Below are 15,849 nucleotides of genomic sequence, written 5' to 3' on the forward strand. Positions count from 1 at the left end.
TCATTGTGCTGTGCCCGCGATCGCCTGTTCGGCGGACGCGACAGTTCCCTCCGAATCGTCGAACAATTCGATCCGATCCTTGCCGCTCTGCTTGGCCCGGTACATCGCGGAATCCGCGTCCCGAAGCACATCCTGAGCTGTGGCACCCCTGCGGGCAAGCACCATTCCGATGCTCGCCGACACCTCGTACTGCCGTCCCTCGAACTCGATGGCCGAGGCCAGCGCGGCCTTGATCCGCGCGGCCACGCTGCCTGCGAGTCCGTCCGCGTCCGAGGCCGGGTCGTCCATCTGGGCGTCGAGGACCAGGACGAATTCGTCACCGCCCACCCTGGCGATGAAGTCGTCGCTTCTCAGTATCGCGCGCAGACGCCGTGCCACCTCGACCAGCACCGCGTCGCCAGCAGCATGTCCGCCGCTGTCGTTCACGCTCTTGAAACCGTCCAGGTCGCAGAACAGCACCACCGCCGCGATGCCGGTGCGCGCGCCCCGATCGATCGCAGAGCCGATCCGGTCCAACAGCAGCATGCGATTGGGCAGTCCCGTCAACGGATCCTGCAGCGCCGCACGTTCGAGAGCACGCTCGGCCTCGACGACGTCGGTCACCTCTCGGAGGACCGAAAGCACCTGCAGCACCTCACCCGACGGCCCCCGGCGAAAGGGCGTGGTTCGACGCGACAACCACCGGGTCTCACCGCCGAGGCCACGCACTCGGTACTGAGTCGTGAGGCTTTCCCCGTCTGCCAACGATGCAGCGGCCCGGTCGGCCGCCGCAACGATGTCGAGGTCCTCCACAAGCACCTCGATGTCGGACGAATCCTCGGCACCGTCGACCGTCGAATCTCCGTCGGGCCGCCCCTCCGGATCACCGGCGGTCGTGGTACCGATCAACGAGCGGAGGCTGCGCGACGCCCACGTCAGGTGCCCCGTGTCGACGTCGACGACCGTCGCGATATCCGGCGACGCGGTCAACACGGCGTCCCGGAATGCTCGCGCACGATCCAGCTCCGCCCGCGCCTCACGCTCGGCCGTCACGTCCTCCGACAGCACCATGGCACCGACGATGGCATCGGCCTCGTCGCGCAGCGGCCGGGCTCGAACCTGGAAGACTCTTCCGGTCCCGGCGCTGACGGAATCGAAGGAGGATTCCTCCCCTGCGACAGCTGCCCGGTAGTACGGAGCGACGTGCGCGAAGACCTCCGTTGGCACCGTGTCCTCGAGCAACTTCCCTTCCATCCGGCGCGGGTCGTAGCCCTCCGCGACCAGATCGGCACCTTCGACCAGGACGAATCGAAGGTCACGGTCGACGATGAACACCGTCGTGTGGGGCAGATTCGCGGCGAGCTGACGGTACCGAGCCTCACTGGCATCGTCGAACATCGCCGGCGAGCGAAGCAGTGGACCGTAGGAGCGGCGCATTCCGAGATACACAACACCCGCCAACGCGGTCGACAGGGTCACTGCGACATCCAGATCGCCGCCCATGGACTCCCGCATGATCGCGATCGTTCCGCCGCCTGCATGTTCGCTGTGCCCGGCCCCCGCGAGCAGGTGAACCGCATGCAACACATGGTGAGCCGCGCAGGTGGTGAAGATGGCGGCGGTTGCCAGCGCCAATCGATTCTTCCGAAGCTGGGCGGTGCGACGCAGCCCACGAACGATGAACAGCACGATCCCGAGATACGCCGACGCAGTGATCGCGTTCAGGATCACGACCCAGAGCCAACCGCTCATACGACGGCCTCTCTGGCGGTCGCGTCCGGGTCCGCGTCGGAGTGGGGGTGCGGCATGTGCGGCATCGATGACCTCCGCGGGGTCTGAACTGCTGGGTGTGGGCCGGACCGACCAAAGCGGACGAACCACCCGCCGGTGTCGTGCCGCGAGGGTATCTCAATCCGGCCCGTACCTGCGAGATGTCAGCGAGACACGCTGTAACGCAGATACAGCCACCCCGACTCGGCGAACACCTTCTGCTCCGCGAGTGTCAGGTCGAGATGGTGACCGACCGGAAAGTACGGTTTGCCACCGCCCAGGATGGTCGGCAGAAGGATGACCTCGAACTGATCGATCTCGTCGACCAGCGACTCCGCCAATGCGGCACCGCCCACGGCCAATGTCCCCTCGGTCTCGCGTTTCAGTCGCTTGACCTCGGCGACAGCGTCGGCACTGCGCACCAACCGGCACCCGTCGGCCACCGAATCGAGAGTGTCGGAGAAGACGATCCGCGGGGTGTCCACATACAGTCGCGCGAACTCCGCCTCGACGTCGTCACCCTCCGCCCGTAGCGGGTCCGTCCAGTAGTCCTCCATGGCCTCGTACAGTCGACGCCCGAACAGAAAGGCAGTAGTGGCCTCCGTCTGCCGGTTCGAGAATCGATGGGACTCCTCGTCGGGCACGGAGAAGTCGAGACTGCCTGCGGAATTCTCGATGAAGCCGTCGAGAGAAACGTGCATGTTGTACGTCAGAATTGCCATGTCACTCCTGAAATCCGATGGGGTCGTGGGTACTGACCTCGACGAGCCCGATTTGTCACCGGGCGCTGGGCAAGGAATAGATCGCCTGCACGACGGCCATGCAGAGGGGGCCCAGGGTTCGAGTGCAGGCAGAGGGGGCACTGCCGGTCGATTCCGTCGGCAACCCGTGGAGCGGTAGCTACGTTACAACTCCGGCAACCTGGTCCTCGACCTGATGTACGACCTCATGCTCGAGTCGACCGGTCGCCTGCAGAAGTGCCGCATGTACGAGATGACCGCCAACAAGGCTGCGCGATCGACCATTTCGTACCGGATCGTGCGCGAGCAGGCACCCGAAGGCGTTCCGATGGAAATCTCACCGGAACGGCTGGAGTAGTTCGCCCCGGACTGGACACCGACCTCATGGAGCTGATTCAGCAGACCGCCGAGATGGAGATGGCCGACATCGACGCCACGTTCGGAAAGATGAAGTAAATCATCCTCTTTCGCAGCCCGGCCTCCACCGCACACCGGTGGAGGCCGGGCTTCGTCACGTCCAATAGAGAAGCTTCGCGTCGGGGAGCACGGACCCCAGTTCTTCGACGAACCATGTGCGCATCTCGGTCATCGTATCCTTGGGGTAGACGTACTTCACGCCGCCGAACTTGTTTCTCTTTGCTGTGCGGGCACTTTCGTCCATCTCGAGCTTGGTCCCCGGGTACCAACTCAACAGCACGTCCTTGCTGGCCGGCGTGAATCGATGGGTGATGATCTCGGCAGTCAGGTCGAGATCAGGGACATCGCGCACCGCGTCGGCGACGTTCGAGAGCAGTCGACCGTATTGTTCGCGCCACTGCGGTATCGGCATGATCGGAGCGATCGTCAGCCCCACTCGATATCCGGCGAGAGCCAACCGTCTCAGCGCGTCGATCCGAGCGGGCATCCTCGCGGTTCCACCCTCGAATCGGTGGGCGATGTCATCGGCGTTGACCGACAGTCGAACTCGGGTTCGTCGCCCGTGATCGAGCGTCACCAACTCGGTGACGTCGTCGAACTTGGTGGTGAAACGCAGCGACACGTCGTCGCCGTAGGTTCCTGCACCCACCCTGCGTACGGCCTCGGCGAGTGATCCCGTCACGTGCTCGATCCCCAGAGGATCGGTGTAGCAGGACAGTTCGAAGGTGGTGCCCTCGTGTCCACGCTCCTCGGTCCCCGAGGTGATGGTGCCGCGGCCGGCATGGGTGCCGATACCGGCCAGGACGTCGTCGATGTTGGCGAACACCCTGGTGATCGGAGGCCCGGACAACGAGCCCGCCAGATAGCAGTACTGACAGTGCGCCGGGCACCCCTTCGCCAGATCGATACGCCAATCTGCACTCGGCGGAATCGGTTGTGGCTTCAGCACACTCGGTGGTGCCACCACCACCGCCATCGTCGTCTTGGCACGCGCATAGGTCTCCCGCTCGGACTCACCGCGCAGGCCGGTCAGACGGTCCCCCTGCAACACATCGATCTCGGTCACTCCGGCTGCTTCGCATCGACGGATGATCTCCGCGGTATGGGGAAGCTCGGACGCAGACCGGGTGACCAGGACACGCGAGGGCGTCCACAGTCGAGTGGGGGCAGAGAGAACGTTGTCCATTACCTCTGGTCAACGTCCGGGGACTGTCGATCCTTCCCGTCAACTGCAGCTCGGTCCTGATACTTCCGCCGCCTGAGATGCACCATCGCGCGCACGGCAAGCTGCGCCGCACCCAAGGCGGTCGCGATTCCGAAATTGGACGATGTATCGAGTCGCTCGTAACACCGCGTCGCCAAGCTGTCCGTCGATATCGGACCCAGTTGCTCACGCGCCTCGACGGGAAAGTCCTCCGGAAAGTCAGCGGTGAGCATGTCGTTCGGTCTCGGATTCAACACCGACCCGCACGCGACCCTCCGTGGATCGGAAGAGTCACCGACGCGACTGCTTTTGTCTCCCAACACTTCTCTGCCTGCAATGACGAACAGGCCGAGAGCGCAGACGGCGAGTACGACGGCGGACGTCCACCGCCAGATCTGCCGTGTCCGGCCCATCGATATTTCGGGATAGCGCACCGCCCATGCACCGAGGGCAACGACGGCCACAGCAGTCACGACAGCCGTCCACCACCACTCGTCGGTGAGCGCAAACAGTGCTGCGTACAAAGAGAATGGAACCGTGCACCAGAACAGCACCGACCACGGCCAGGCTTTGTCTCGAAACCTCGATACCCCGGACATAGCGTCGGACTGTACAGCCCGACCATCGACGCAAGGCCCCTCCAATTCAGCTCCAAGAATTTTCGCGGCTCATGGATCTCCGGTAAGAAGCTCTCATGCCCTTCGCCGACGAACTCATCGGCCCGGACGCTGCTCGCACGCTGCTTCGGACCATTCGCAACGCCGCACCGAGTGCAGATCTGTCCTTGCTGACGGGATCGGTCGATCAGTTGGGACCGCTCGCGCTGCGGGCGCGCGCCGATCTACTGCGCGACGCGCTTCTCGTGGGATTGCCCGGCGATTACGCAGAGTTCGCTCGGACCATCCGACGGGCCGCCGAGGATCCGGATTTTCAGGGCTGGTCGATCTGGCCGGTCACGAGCGCCGTGGCGACGAAGGCCGTCGAGGAGCAGACCTCGGCCGCGTTCGACGACGGAATGTCGCTGCTGGCCGAACTCACCGGCAGACTCAGCTCCGAGTTCGCCATCCGCACGTTCCTACGAGCCGATCTGGATCGGGCTCTCGCCATCGCGGCGGAATGGACTCGATCATCGGACGAGCACGTGCGGCGTCTGGCATCGGAAGGCACACGCCCGTATCTGCCGTGGTCGGTGCGTGTCCCCGAGATTCTCGCGCGGCCCGGCGTCACGGTAGCGATCCTCGACGAGCTCTACCGGGACGACAGTGACTACGTTCGGCTGGTCGGTCGCCAACCACCTCAACGACTTCAGCCGGGACGTCCCGGACTTGGTCGTTCGGACCGCGGCGCGGTGGCTCGACGACCCGGACGCGCACACCGACCGGCTCGTACGACACGCACTTCGGACGGTGATCAAGAACGGCGACACCGACGCACTCGCCCTGCTGGGGTTCGCGCCCGCCGACTTGGAGGTGACAGGCCCCACCCTCGATGTCGCGGAGCTACGGATCGGCGGCAGCGTGCGCTTCGATGCGTCGATCCACAATGTCGGCACCGAACCGGCCAAGGTCGCGATCGACTACATCGTCCACCACACCAAGGCCAACGGTGGAGTGACGGGTAAGACGTTCAAGCTGACGACGAAAACGATCGCGCCCGGTGAGGGCGTCGACGTTGCGCGGCAACACTCCTTTCGAGCGTTGACCACACGGAAGTACTACCCCGGCCCGCACTCGATCGAGCTCCAGATCAACGGTGTGAGTTACGGTCTCGCGAATTTCGTGCTCGTCGACTGACGCGGGCTTTGTACTACCCACATGCAGCACAACGGGTACGTCCGTACGGTCGATGAGGTGCACAAGAAGTGGCGGTGGCTGGCGGTGGTGCTCGGCATCGCCGTGCTCGTCACCACGCCCGCGGTGATCGAGCGCTGGCCCGTCGACGCGTCGGACATCAGTGCGGCCGAACTGCTCTCCCGCGTCCAGTCCTCGACCGCGACCCCGTACTCGGGCTACGCCCAGGCCGTCGGCGGTGTCACCCTCCCCGTCACCGACGGTCTCGGCGGACTTCCGGATCTGTTGGGCGACACCACGACTCTGCGCGCTTGGTATCGCGCCCCGGACAGCTGGCGCGTCGACACCGTGCGCCTCGCCGGTGAGCGCGGTCTCTACCGGAGCCCGGCTCGGCTGTGGAGCTGGGACTACGAACAGAACACGGCCGTGGTGACCCCCGTCCCCGAGCCGAGTCTGCGCCTGCCTCGACAAGCCGACCTGCTACCCCCGGAGCTCGGGCAGCGGTTGCTCAGCGAGGCGACCGCCGATGAGGTCACCCGGCTGCCCGCCCGTCGGATTGCCGGCCGCGACGCCCCCGGCCTGCGACTGATCCCCAGCGAATCGCAGAGCACGATCACCGAGGTCGACGTGTGGGCCGACCCCGACAGCGGGCTTCCACTACAGGTCGACGTGTTGGGCGACGGGGTCACTCGCCCCATCGTCAGCACCGCGTTCCTCGACTTCTCCTCCGCGACCCCGGACGCGGACACCGTCCGATTCGTCCCGCCGCCGGGTACCGATGTGCAGCAGCAGGACGGTCTCGACATCGCCTCGTTCGCCGACGGGATCGACTCTGCAGGTCTCCCTTCGACACTGTCGGGACTAGATCTGAGGGACCGCGGAGTCCAGGGTGCGGTGGGAATCTACGGCCGCGGCGTGACGGAGTTGATCGCCGCTCCGCTACCGCGCCGCGCCGCACGGGGGCTCGTCGATCAGCTACGGGCCGCGCCGGGGGCGGTCGTCACCGGTAGCAGCGTCGCACTGACGATCGGCCCCCTCAACGTCCTGATCACCGAGCCCAGCGCCGACCGGCGTCGCTACCTGCTCTCCGGCACCGTCACCGCGCAAACCCTGGCCACCGCCGCCCAGCAGCTCGAAGGAGCAGCCACATGATCCGCACGACCGGCCTGACCAAGAGTTACGGATCGGTGCGGGCAGTCGACGGCGTCGACCTCGACGTGCGCGCCGGCGACATCTACGGCTTCGTCGGTGCCAACGGCTCCGGTAAGACGACGACCGTGCGGATGCTGCTCGGGCTCGTCCTGGCGACCTCCGGGCAGATGCAGGTGCTCGGCGAGGAGATGCCGCGGCGACGCAGGAGCGTGCTGCCGCGGGTGGGGGCGCTGATCGAGAACCCCGCCGCCTACCCCAACCTCTCCGGACGACGGAATCTCACCTTGCTCGACGCAGCCGGGCCGGGAGGTTCCCGGCGCACCAGGACCGCCCGCGTCGGCGAGGCCCTCGAACAGGTGGGACTCGGCGGGGTGGGACGGAGGCCGGTCAAGCAGTACTCGCTCGGAATGCGGCAGCGTCTCGGATTGGCTGCGGCACTGATGCGCACCCCCGAGCTGCTGATCCTCGACGAGCCGACCAACGGTCTCGACCCACAGGGAATCCTCGAGATTCGGGAGTTGCTCCTGGGCCTGCATGCGAAGGGCACCACCGTGTTCCTCTCGAGCCACCTGCTGGCCGAGGTGGAGCAATTGTGCGACCGCGTGGGAGTTCTCGATCGAGGTCGCCTCGTTCTGCAGGATCAGCTCTCCGCGTTCCAGCAGCCGACCGGTCGGGTGCTCGTGACCACCCCGGACCCGGCCGAGGCCGTCACCGTGCTCTCCGGAATCCAGAACGCCACCGTGTTCCACCGTGAAGGGCAGCAGCTCGTGATCGAACACCCGGACTCGGCCCTGCTCAATCGGCTGCTCGTCGAAGGCGGCGTCCGGGTGAGCGAGCTGAGCCCGCAGCAGATGAGTCTGGAGCAGTCCGTGCTGGCCGTCACCGGTGCCAGTGCCGACCGCGTCGACGGTCCCGTCCGCTCCACCGAGATGGAGGTGACCGCATGATCGGCGTCGAGCTGCGCGCAATGCTGAGCCGACCCCGCACGTGGGTCGTCATTCTCCTGCTCAATCTGCTGCCCACCGTCGTCGCGGGTCTGTTGGCCCTCACCGACGTCGGTCCGCGGCCCGGCGAAGGCCCCGCCTTCCTGTCGGCGGTGCTCACCAACGGTCAGCTCTTCCCGCTCGCCGCGCTCGCCATCGTGCTTCCGTTGTTTCTTCCTGTCGCTGTATCGGTCATCGCAGGCGATGCCGTTGCCGGGGAGGCCCAGGCCGGCACCCTGCGCTACCTGCTCGCGCGCCCGGTGGGACGCACCAAGCTACTGGTGGCGAAGCTGATTTCGGTGGCCGCCTTCGTGCTGCTGGCCGTGGTCATCGTGGCTGCTGTCGCGTACTTCGTCGGCACGACGCTGTTCGACGTCTCGACCGTTGGGGGCGTCGCCAGCGTGTCCGGCACGGTGCTGACCGATCAACAGGTCGCCGTGCGCACCGTCATCGCCGTGCTCTACGTGACGCTCTCGATGCTCGGAGTGGCGGCCATGGGCCTGTTCCTCTCGACCCTGACCGACTCCCCGCTCGCCGCGACGCTCGGCGCACTGGCGTTCCTGATCGCCAGCTCGCTGCTGCTGACACTGGACGCCGCCGACGCCATCGCGCCGTACCTCCCGACGCGATACTGGTTGGCCTTCGTAGACCTCTTCCGCGACCCGGTGCCCACGCGGGACCTGGTGCGCGGGGTCGGGTTGCAGGGCGTCTACGTCGTCGTGCTTCTGGGTGCGGCGTGGGCGAACTTCACGACCAAGGACATCACGAGCTGAGACGGCTGCAATCGGCTGCGCCGAGCTGGGTGGTGGAATCGCCGTCCAACTGGGCGGACACGATTGCGCCGACGAGAGGATCGCGGGGCAGGTTCCCGTGATCGACGGTGGAGTCCGCACACACGCTCTGCACGGGGATGTCGATCGCGCCGTCGAGTCGGGCCGAGGACGGCGGGGTCACCACCTGGTCCAGTTCGGTCCACACCGACACCCACTGCGGCCCCTCCGGTGTCTCGTCGCCGGAGTTCAGTGCGGTGAGCACGGAACTGTCGGGGACGAGCTGCTGACAGGCCGTCGGGCATTGGTCGGGCAGGACCTGGGACGCCAGAGCGGCCACCTGGGTGCCGTGATGTGGGGAGCCGAGGGTCACGATGCGTCGAGCCTGCTCGACGCCGCCCAGATCGGAAGCCCAGATCCGGGCCACCACCCCGCCCGCGGAATACCCGACGACGTCGACCGACGTCGCCGCCGTCCGAGTAAGGGCTGCGTCGACGGCGTCGCGCAGGGTCTGCGCCTGCACGGTCAGGTCGCCGACGCCGCCGTCGGGCAGGGCCACGACGGTCGCGTCGCGGCCGTTCTCTCGTAGTTCCGCCGCAAGCACATCCAACGCATCGGTGGACCCGCCGAACCCGGGGACCAGCAGCACCGGGCCGGGAACGGACTGGTCGACGCTCGCGACGGGGTCGCTCGTGGAGCGTGATGCGACGAAGGCCGCAACGGCCGCGAGAATTCCGACCAGGACGAGAGCGAGTACGACGAATACGAGACGACGGCGCGCGGGGGCGAGGGAGGCGAACACTTCATCCAGTGTGCCCGCGGGTCCGATGTCCCTCGCCGGCGCGACCGAGATCTCGACTCACCGAACTGGCGGTTGCTCGGTTTCGAAGCGATCGATGAGGCCGCGGGCTGCTTCCCGCGCAGCATGCGCCCAGGACGGCCCGGGTTCGGCGTAGGCACTGGCCATAGCGCCGTCGTACAGGGTCGACAGCTGGAGGATCAGCATTTCGTCCGAGCTTGTGACACCGAGTGGCCGCAGAAGTTCTGCGAACAGATCCCGCACCCATCCGCGATGCCCCAGATTCACTTGATGCCCCGGCGCATCCGGTGCCGACTCCGCCTCGGCGTTGATGAACGGACAGCCTCGAAAATCGTCCGTCCCGAACCATTCGCCGAGTAGATCGAAGACCGACAGAGCCTTGTCGGTCGAGCTTCCCCCGCGCACTGCGAGCTGCTCGGCGACGTGCCGCTGCCAGCGGTCGCTGCGGCCCTGTAGGTATGCCGCGACCAGGTCGTCCTTGGTTCGGAAGTAGGTGTACATGGTGGTCTTCGAGACACCGGCCTCGTCGGCGATCAGATCGACCCCCGTTGCATGGATCCCGCGCTCGTAGAAGAGCCGATCGGCGGTCGCGAGGACGCGCTCGAGTCCCGGCCGGCGGCGAGTCTTGACGGTGGTCATAGCGCAAGCCTACCCGCCCTGAACAGATCTGTTCAGTTAGCGCTTGACAATATCTGAACCGACCTGTTCACTCAGCTATGCGAACAGACCTGTTCAGTTAGAGACGAAAGGCGCTCCATGACCACCCCGGCTTACTTCACCGAGTACGACAACTTCGCCATCACTCGCGACGAGGATGGCGTGCTGCTCGTGCGCCTCCACACAGGCGGCGAGGCACTGACCTTCACCGGCCGAACCCACGAAGACTTTCCGGCGCTGCTCGAGCAGATCGCGCTGGACGGCGACAACAGGGCGATGGTGCTGACCGGCACCGGCGACCACTTCGTGAAAGACATCGACGGCCCGAGCCTCGGGGAGATCTTCAAACCGGCCGCTTGGGAGAAGACCCGCGTCGAGGGTGCGAAGGTTCTCCAGCGCCTGGTCGAGCTTCCACTGCCGGTGATCGGTGTCGCCAATGGCCCGGCGACCATCCACTCCGAGTACCTGCTGCTGACCGATATCCACATCGCTTCCGAACAGGCCACCTACGGCGACTCGCCCCACCCGGCCTTCGGCATCACCGGCGGCGATGGCGTGCAGGTGGTGTGGGAGGAGATCGTCGGGACCGCTCGCGCCAAGTGGCTGCTGTGGACCGGCGAGTCGATCGACGCGAAGACCGCACTGCAGTGGGGCGTCGTCAGTGAGGTGCTGGCCCACGACAAGGCGCTCACACGGGGCCTCGAGATTGCGCGCGGCCTTGCCGCCAAGCCGGCACTCTATCGAACCCTGCAGAAGCAGACCCTGAACCGGAACCTCCGCAAGCGAATCGTGCAGGACGTGCCGTTCGGTATGGCACTCGAGGGCCTCACCGCCGCCGACATGCCGTACCAGGTCTGACGTATCAGGCCTACCCGAGTTCTGCACCCGCCATCACCGACCGAGGAGAACAATGCCCCAATTCGACCACACGACGCGCCCCTCACGAGACTGGCTACACGCCCTCCAGACCGCCTCGAACGATCTACGACACCTGGTCGCCGGGCTGAGCACGGAAGATCTTTCGCTGGCGTCTCGTGATGGGGACTGGACTGTCGCGCAGGTTCTCTCGCATCTCGGCAGTGCCGCCGAGATCTGCACCGACCTGGTACGCCGCGGGCTGGCCGGTGACCAGCGCGGCCCGCAACGAGACGAACTCACCCCGATCTGGGACCGCTGGAACGACCTGGGCCCTGCCGAGCAACGGCTGCAGTGGCAGCGAGCGGACGCCGCCCACCTCGAACTGCTCGCAGGCATCACCGTCGAGCAGGAGAAATCGCTACGGGTTCCCTACTTCGCCGGCCCGTTGGACCTGAGCACGTACCTGGGCTACCGGCTCTCGGAGCACGCTCTGCACGGTTGGGATGTCGCGGTGACATTCGACCCGTCGGCGACGGTCGGCCAACTCGACCTCGTGTGGCAGCGGATCGACATGATTGCCCCTCGCTTTCACGACGGTGCCGTCCGGCAACGACTCGCCGCGCGGCAGATCCTCCTGTTGCACAGCGACCACCGCGATCTCCTGGTTGTCGACGACGAGGTCCACATCGAAACCGGAACGGATCGCAGTGCACCGAGCACTGTCACCGCCACGTCCGACGTCATGACCCGGCTCGTCTACGGCCGCCTCCGTCCCGAGGACGACATGGACATCAGCGGCCCGACGGCCCGCGACGATCTGGTACGGCTGTTCCCCGGATTCTGAACGCACCGGGGATTCGTTGTACAACAGTCTGCTCGAGATGGCTCCCGTCGATGTCGTCCCCTCTCACTACGATTCGAGCCGGTCGCCGATGACCGGCGGAACGAGCACGAACTTTCCCACGTGGTTCTTCTCCAGGAAGCGCTGCTGCGCCGCAGCGATCTGCTCGAGGGGAAACGATTCGGCCAGCAACGGACGAATCTCACCGGCCTCGATGTACGACACGAGGTTCGGAAATACATCCTCGTCCCACGCCGTGCACCCGAGGAGCGTCAGATCGTTCAGGTACATCGTGCGTAGGTCCAGCTCGACGACGGGTCCCGCGATCGCACCCGAGGACACGTAGGTTCCCCCGCGAACGAGGAGGTCGAGCAACGGACCGAAACCGTCGCCTGCGACGTTGTCGATCACCACATCGACGCTGTGCTTGCCGAGGGCGGCCGCCAGGTCCTCATCGCGCCCGTGGACCTCGTCCACGCCGAGTTCGCGGAGCTGGTCGTGTTTGGCGCGGCTCGCGACGCCGATCACGCGCGCGCCGCGCCGAACGGCGAGTTGCACTGCGGCAGAACCTACTCCACCCGACGCGCCGGTGATCAGCACCGTCGACTCCGGGCGGACTCCCGCGCGAGCGATCATGTTCTCCGCCGTGCCGTACGCACACGGGATCGTCGCCAGCTCCGCGTCGGTCCACCCGCAATCGACCACGAAAACCTCGCTCGCCGGAACGACGACGAACTGGGCGAACGCGCCGTCCATGTCCGAACCCAACCAGCGCGTCTCGCCCGACGAAAAACCGTCGACGCGCATGCACGATCGAACCAGGACCCGGCGACCGACGATGGACTCGTCGATACCGGGACTCGCGCACACGACCCCGCAGCAGTCGGTGCCCTGAATCAACGGAAACGGCGTCGCGTCGTTCCATCCGCCGTCGGGGTACCAGCCCACGCGTGTGTTGATCTCGGTGTTGTTCATCCCCGCCGCCAACACGCGAACGAGCACCTCACTCGGACCCGGCACGGGTCTCGGCACCTCTGACACGACGAGCTTGTCGTATCCCCCGGTGCCGGTGGTGACGATCGCTGTCATCAGGTCACCGCGGGCGCTGTCGGTATGCATGAACTGATCTTGCAGGACCGACGGGGCGAAGGGGTCGATCCGGCACTGAATCGAACAACCACAAAGGCCCCCGACACGCTGATGCGTGTCAGGGGCCTGTTGGTGGAGCCGCCTAAGAGAATCGAACTCTTGACCTTTTCATTACGAGTGAAATGCTCTACCGACTGAGCTAAGGCGGCGTGCCTTTCGGCGTTGATGAGTCTAACGGAGCATCACGTCGAAACGAAAATCGCCTCCTCGTGCGATCAGCCTGCAAGGCCGAGTCCTTCCGCCGGCCCGCTCAGGATCGACTTGACGTGCCTGGTCACGTCGTCGGCGAGCACTTCGGTCTCGCCGGCCTCGACGGCGTCGAGCACCTGGCGCACCACGTCGCGTGGGTCGTTCTTCGGGACGTCGAGATCAGCGATCATGTCGGTGTCGGTGTATCCGAGATGCACCCCGACGACGAGGGTTCCCTGCGGTGCGAGCTCGAGCCTCAGCGAGTTGGTGGCCGACCAGATCGCCGCTTTGGATGCACCGTAGGCACCCGCACCGCCGAGCCACGACAACACCGAATGAATGTCGACCAAGGCCCCGCCGCCGTTGGCCTTCAGGATCGGGGCGAATTCCTGCGCGATTCGCAGGGCACCGAACACGTTGGTCTCGAACACCGCGTGAATGTCGTCGATCGACGTCGTCAGCAGCGGAGTAGTACCCGGCGCACCGGCATTGTTGAAGACGATCGACACGTCGGACGCGATATCCCGAAGCGCTGCAACGGAATCGGCATCAGCGACATCGAGAGCAACCGGCACCACCCGAGGATCGGTGTCCTCGCGCGGATTTCTGGCTGTCGCGTAGACCTTCGCTGCTCCACGCTCGAGCAACGCGTCGACCGTCGCCTTGCCCAGACCGCGCTGACCGCCGGTCACCAACACTGTTGCTCCTTGAATCGACACCATGGTCGTCACCCTTCGAGACAGAGGTAAAATACTTTTGATTCTGTCATTCATAGTTGACCGATGCGACATAGTCAAATACAGTTCAGTTATGTCACTGTCTCCGACAGAGCGCTTCCGACTCGCGCCGGCACCCGACGGCTTGCAGGTGGTTCAGGATCTGCTCAACACGCGGGCCATCGATGCCTACGACCTGCCCGACCTCATCGCAGACGGCGAGAGAGCGTCGTCCACCTGGGGGAAAACGTTGTCGGACGCAGACGCAGCCGCTCTACGGATACTGAGATCCGATGTGGAAGCGGCCATTGCAGGCGATATGGCTGCGCAGCCGGCAGTGCGAGTCGAGCTCGTTCCGGGTACCGACGGCACCGTCCGACTCTCCCCCACCGGCACCGGGTCCGACTGGATCGCGTCGCAGATCTGGTCGGAAGTGCTTCTCGCCCAACAGGCCGACACGTGGCGTCGACTCAAGCGTTGCAAGAACGAGGCGTGCGGATCCGCCTTCTACGACCGCTCCCGCAACAACAGCGGCGTCTGGCACGACGTGAAGACCTGCGGCAACGTCGCCAATCTTCGGGCTTCGCGGGCGCGGAAAAAAGCGCAGGACTAACGCAGCACGTCGCCCAGCGTCGCGACCATCGCGTAGATGGCGAACTTGGGTTTCGCGTTGACCGCCAACGACTCTCGGCATTCTAGGATCGCTTCGATGCTCTTCAGCAGCGCCTCGGGTGGGACGGCTTTTGCCATGCGTTCGACCTGCTCGGCCATGTCGGGGTGCGTCGCGGTCGCGGTCGATCCGTACGAGCGAGCGAGCGCATCTCGATACAGGCCCACCAGATCCATCAGCGCGCGATCGAGTGAATCGCGACCGGTTCGGGTGGCACGCGACTTCTGCCGCTTCTCCAGATCCTTGAGCACCCCGGCCGAGCCGCGCAACGCGCCCGCCGCGCCCTTACCGGTACCGCCCGCACCCAGGGCCGTCCGCAGCTCCTCGGTTTCGGCCTCGTCGCGCGAGGCACTCATCTCCTTGGCCTCGTCCTCGGCAGCCCTCACCAACTCCTCGGCCGCGAGGTAGGCCTGATTGGGCCGAGCCGCAGCCGACGCCAGAGCCAGCGCACGTTTGCGACGCGCCCGCGCGTCCTCGTCGGTGGCGAGTCGACGCGCTCTGCCCACGTGGCCGCCGCTGATCGATGCGGCCCACTCCGCCGTCTCGGCGTCGAGCTTGTCGCGCGTCTGCAGCACCTGCGCGATCGCCGGCACCGTGGGCGTGACCAGCGAGACGTGCCGGCAGCGCGAGCGCAAGGTCACCGAGATGTCCTGCGGATCGACCGACGGCGCACACAGCAGGAACACCGTCCGCGCCGGCGGCTCCTCGACCACCTTCAGCAACACGTTTCCGGCACCTTCGGTGAGGCGGTCGGCGTCCTCCACGACGACCACCTGCCACAGACCTGTGCTCGGCCGACGCGAGGCGATGGAGACGATGTCTCGCATCTCCTTGGTGCTGATGCTCAAGCCCTCGGGCACGACGCGTCGCACATCGCCGTGGGTTCCGGCCATCGTCGTCGAGCAGGCCTGACAGTGTCCGCACCCCGGAACGCCCTCGGTCGTGCATTGCAATGCCGCGGCGAAGCACAGGGCCGCGATGGAACGACCGGACCCGGGCGGGCCGGTGAACAGCCAGGAATGCGTCATCGCCGACGAGTCGACACCGGTGCGAGCCGCCACCGCTGCCGCCGTCAGATCGGCCTCGACATCTTCCTGACCGACCAATCGATCGAACACACCCGCCATGCACGCAACCCTAGTGG

The 15,849-nt window shown here is 65.9% G+C and carries 18 protein-coding genes and 1 tRNA gene; 8 read left to right on the top strand and 11 right to left on the bottom strand.

All coding sequences use genetic code 11. The features are described from left to right. On the bottom strand, nucleotides 1-1,731 hold the full coding sequence (locus tag CH249_RS08605; protein WP_094646680.1) for a diguanylate cyclase domain-containing protein: 1,731 nt from the start codon (nucleotides 1,729-1,731) through the stop codon (nucleotides 1-3). A 182-nt stretch (nucleotides 1,732-1,913) separates the two neighbouring features. Further along, on the bottom strand, nucleotides 1,914-2,471 hold the full coding sequence (locus tag CH249_RS08610; protein WP_045198477.1) for a dihydrofolate reductase family protein: 558 nt from the start codon (nucleotides 2,469-2,471) through the stop codon (nucleotides 1,914-1,916). Between the two features lie 226 nt (nucleotides 2,472-2,697). Here CH249_RS08610 and CH249_RS28315 point away from each other — a divergent pair, with 226 nt between their 5' ends. Continuing rightward, nucleotides 2,698-2,847, top strand: a complete 150-nt coding sequence (locus CH249_RS28315; protein ID WP_256981139.1) for a manganese catalase family protein — start codon at nucleotides 2,698-2,700, stop codon at nucleotides 2,845-2,847. Between the two features lie 153 nt (nucleotides 2,848-3,000). Here the strand turns inward: CH249_RS28315 and CH249_RS08620 are convergent, their stop codons facing one another. The 3 genes from CH249_RS08620 to CH249_RS28320 form a co-directional block, all read right to left on the bottom strand. Next, the gene (locus CH249_RS08620; RefSeq protein WP_094646679.1) at nucleotides 3,001-4,092 is read right to left on the bottom strand and encodes a spore photoproduct lyase family protein; all 1,092 of its coding nucleotides are present in this window, start codon (nucleotides 4,090-4,092) and stop codon (nucleotides 3,001-3,003) included. Next, nucleotides 4,092-4,709 carry a hypothetical protein gene (locus CH249_RS08625; RefSeq protein ID WP_094646678.1) on the bottom strand — a complete coding sequence of 206 codons (618 nt, stop codon included), beginning with the start codon at nucleotides 4,707-4,709 and terminating at the stop codon, nucleotides 4,092-4,094. The genes CH249_RS08620 and CH249_RS08625 overlap by 1 nt, the downstream gene beginning before the upstream one ends. A gap of 331 nt (nucleotides 4,710-5,040) precedes the next feature. After that, entirely contained in the window at nucleotides 5,041-5,175 is a 135-nt protein-coding gene (locus tag CH249_RS28320) for a hypothetical protein (protein ID WP_256988214.1), read from the bottom strand. A gap of 197 nt (nucleotides 5,176-5,372) precedes the next feature. On the opposite strand from CH249_RS28320, the gene CH249_RS28325 reads away from it, so the two are divergent. The 4 genes from CH249_RS28325 to CH249_RS08645 are packed head-to-tail and all read left to right on the top strand — an operon-like array spanning nucleotide 5,373 to nucleotide 8,808. Beyond that, complete coding sequence (locus CH249_RS28325; protein ID WP_256988215.1) at nucleotides 5,373-5,903, top strand: hypothetical protein; 531 nt, start codon at nucleotides 5,373-5,375, stop codon at nucleotides 5,901-5,903. A gap of 21 nt (nucleotides 5,904-5,924) precedes the next feature. Further along, a complete protein-coding gene (locus CH249_RS08635; RefSeq protein WP_094683083.1) occupies nucleotides 5,925-7,052 on the top strand; it encodes a hypothetical protein in 1,128 nt (375 codons plus the stop codon). Beyond that, entirely contained in the window at nucleotides 7,049-7,999 is a 951-nt protein-coding gene (locus CH249_RS08640; protein WP_094683084.1) for an ABC transporter ATP-binding protein, read from the top strand. The genes CH249_RS08635 and CH249_RS08640 overlap by 4 nt, the downstream gene beginning before the upstream one ends. Beyond that, nucleotides 7,996-8,808, top strand: coding sequence for an ABC transporter permease (locus CH249_RS08645; protein WP_032395233.1), 813 nt, complete (start codon nucleotides 7,996-7,998; stop codon nucleotides 8,806-8,808). The genes CH249_RS08640 and CH249_RS08645 overlap by 4 nt, the downstream gene beginning before the upstream one ends. Here CH249_RS08645 and CH249_RS08650 read toward each other — a convergent pair. Together CH249_RS08650 and CH249_RS08655 are read right to left on the bottom strand one after the other, a co-directional pair. Further along, the gene (locus tag CH249_RS08650; protein ID WP_094683085.1) at nucleotides 8,798-9,607 is read right to left on the bottom strand and encodes an alpha/beta fold hydrolase; all 810 of its coding nucleotides are present in this window, start codon (nucleotides 9,605-9,607) and stop codon (nucleotides 8,798-8,800) included. The two genes, CH249_RS08645 and CH249_RS08650, sit on opposite strands and share 11 nt — an antisense overlap. A gap of 57 nt (nucleotides 9,608-9,664) precedes the next feature. Then, nucleotides 9,665-10,264, bottom strand: a complete 600-nt coding sequence (locus tag CH249_RS08655) for a TetR/AcrR family transcriptional regulator (protein ID WP_094683086.1) — start codon at nucleotides 10,262-10,264, stop codon at nucleotides 9,665-9,667. Between the two features lie 117 nt (nucleotides 10,265-10,381). Between CH249_RS08655 and CH249_RS08660 the strand changes: the two genes are divergently transcribed. Continuing rightward, a complete protein-coding gene (locus CH249_RS08660; RefSeq protein WP_032395235.1) occupies nucleotides 10,382-11,140 on the top strand; it encodes an enoyl-CoA hydratase/isomerase family protein in 759 nt (252 codons plus the stop codon). Between the two features lie 52 nt (nucleotides 11,141-11,192). Next, complete coding sequence (locus tag CH249_RS08665; RefSeq protein WP_094683087.1) at nucleotides 11,193-11,984, top strand: maleylpyruvate isomerase N-terminal domain-containing protein; 792 nt, start codon at nucleotides 11,193-11,195, stop codon at nucleotides 11,982-11,984. A gap of 66 nt (nucleotides 11,985-12,050) precedes the next feature. Here CH249_RS08665 and CH249_RS08670 read toward each other — a convergent pair whose 3' ends face one another. From CH249_RS08670 to CH249_RS08680, 3 genes are all read right to left on the bottom strand, one after another. Then, nucleotides 12,051-13,100 carry a zinc-binding dehydrogenase gene (locus CH249_RS08670; protein ID WP_256988216.1) on the bottom strand — a complete coding sequence of 350 codons (1,050 nt, stop codon included), beginning with the start codon at nucleotides 13,098-13,100 and terminating at the stop codon, nucleotides 12,051-12,053. 103 nt (nucleotides 13,101-13,203) lie between these two features. Continuing rightward, a tRNA-Thr gene (locus tag CH249_RS08675) sits at nucleotides 13,204-13,279 on the bottom strand. Between the two features lie 66 nt (nucleotides 13,280-13,345). Then, a complete protein-coding gene (locus CH249_RS08680) occupies nucleotides 13,346-14,041 on the bottom strand; it encodes an SDR family oxidoreductase (RefSeq protein WP_094683026.1) in 696 nt (231 codons plus the stop codon). An 88-nt stretch (nucleotides 14,042-14,129) separates the two neighbouring features. Here CH249_RS08680 and CH249_RS08685 point away from each other — a divergent pair, with 88 nt between their 5' ends. Further along, the gene (locus tag CH249_RS08685) at nucleotides 14,130-14,648 is read left to right on the top strand and encodes a CGNR zinc finger domain-containing protein (RefSeq protein WP_094683008.1); all 519 of its coding nucleotides are present in this window, start codon (nucleotides 14,130-14,132) and stop codon (nucleotides 14,646-14,648) included. Here the strand turns inward: CH249_RS08685 and CH249_RS08690 are convergent. After that, entirely contained in the window at nucleotides 14,645-15,832 is a 1,188-nt protein-coding gene (locus tag CH249_RS08690; RefSeq protein WP_094683009.1) for a DNA polymerase III subunit delta', read from the bottom strand. The two genes, CH249_RS08685 and CH249_RS08690, sit on opposite strands and share 4 nt — an antisense overlap. Between the last annotated feature and the right edge of the window lie 17 nt (nucleotides 15,833-15,849).

Origin of the sequence: Rhodococcus sp. 05-2255-3B1 (genome assembly GCF_002258545.1) — a bacterium.
GTDB lineage: Bacteria > Actinomycetota > Actinomycetes > Mycobacteriales > Mycobacteriaceae > Rhodococcoides.

Bases quoted from the DNA above. Each gene is read 5' to 3' on its own strand.
- CH249_RS28320 (WP_256988214.1), bottom strand. From the start codon at position 5,175: ATGGCGAACTCGGAGCTGAGTCTGCCGGTGAGTTCGGCCAGCAGCGAC.
- CH249_RS08640 (WP_094683084.1), top strand. From the start codon at position 7,049: ATGATCCGCACGACCGGCCTGACCAAGAGTTACGGATCGGTGCGGGCA.
- CH249_RS08635 (WP_094683083.1), top strand. From the start codon at position 5,925: ATGCAGCACAACGGGTACGTCCGTACGGTCGATGAGGTGCACAAGAAG.
- CH249_RS08645 (WP_032395233.1), top strand. From the start codon at position 7,996: ATGATCGGCGTCGAGCTGCGCGCAATGCTGAGCCGACCCCGCACGTGG.
- CH249_RS08680 (WP_094683026.1), bottom strand. From the start codon at position 14,041: ATGGTGTCGATTCAAGGAGCAACAGTGTTGGTGACCGGCGGTCAGCGC.
- CH249_RS08690 (WP_094683009.1), bottom strand. From the start codon at position 15,832: ATGGCGGGTGTGTTCGATCGATTGGTCGGTCAGGAAGATGTCGAGGCC.
- CH249_RS08685 (WP_094683008.1), top strand. From the start codon at position 14,130: ATGTCACTGTCTCCGACAGAGCGCTTCCGACTCGCGCCGGCACCCGAC.
- CH249_RS08655 (WP_094683086.1), bottom strand. From the start codon at position 10,264: ATGACCACCGTCAAGACTCGCCGCCGGCCGGGACTCGAGCGCGTCCTC.
- CH249_RS08665 (WP_094683087.1), top strand. From the start codon at position 11,193: ATGCCCCAATTCGACCACACGACGCGCCCCTCACGAGACTGGCTACAC.
- CH249_RS08660 (WP_032395235.1), top strand. From the start codon at position 10,382: ATGACCACCCCGGCTTACTTCACCGAGTACGACAACTTCGCCATCACT.
- CH249_RS08670 (WP_256988216.1), bottom strand. From the start codon at position 13,100: ATGCATACCGACAGCGCCCGCGGTGACCTGATGACAGCGATCGTCACC.
- CH249_RS08610 (WP_045198477.1), bottom strand. From the start codon at position 2,471: ATGGCAATTCTGACGTACAACATGCACGTTTCTCTCGACGGCTTCATC.
- CH249_RS28315 (WP_256981139.1), top strand. From the start codon at position 2,698: ATGCTCGAGTCGACCGGTCGCCTGCAGAAGTGCCGCATGTACGAGATG.
- CH249_RS08625 (WP_094646678.1), bottom strand. From the start codon at position 4,709: ATGTCCGGGGTATCGAGGTTTCGAGACAAAGCCTGGCCGTGGTCGGTG.
- CH249_RS08620 (WP_094646679.1), bottom strand. From the start codon at position 4,092: ATGGACAACGTTCTCTCTGCCCCCACTCGACTGTGGACGCCCTCGCGT.
- CH249_RS08605 (WP_094646680.1), bottom strand. From the start codon at position 1,731: ATGAGCGGTTGGCTCTGGGTCGTGATCCTGAACGCGATCACTGCGTCG.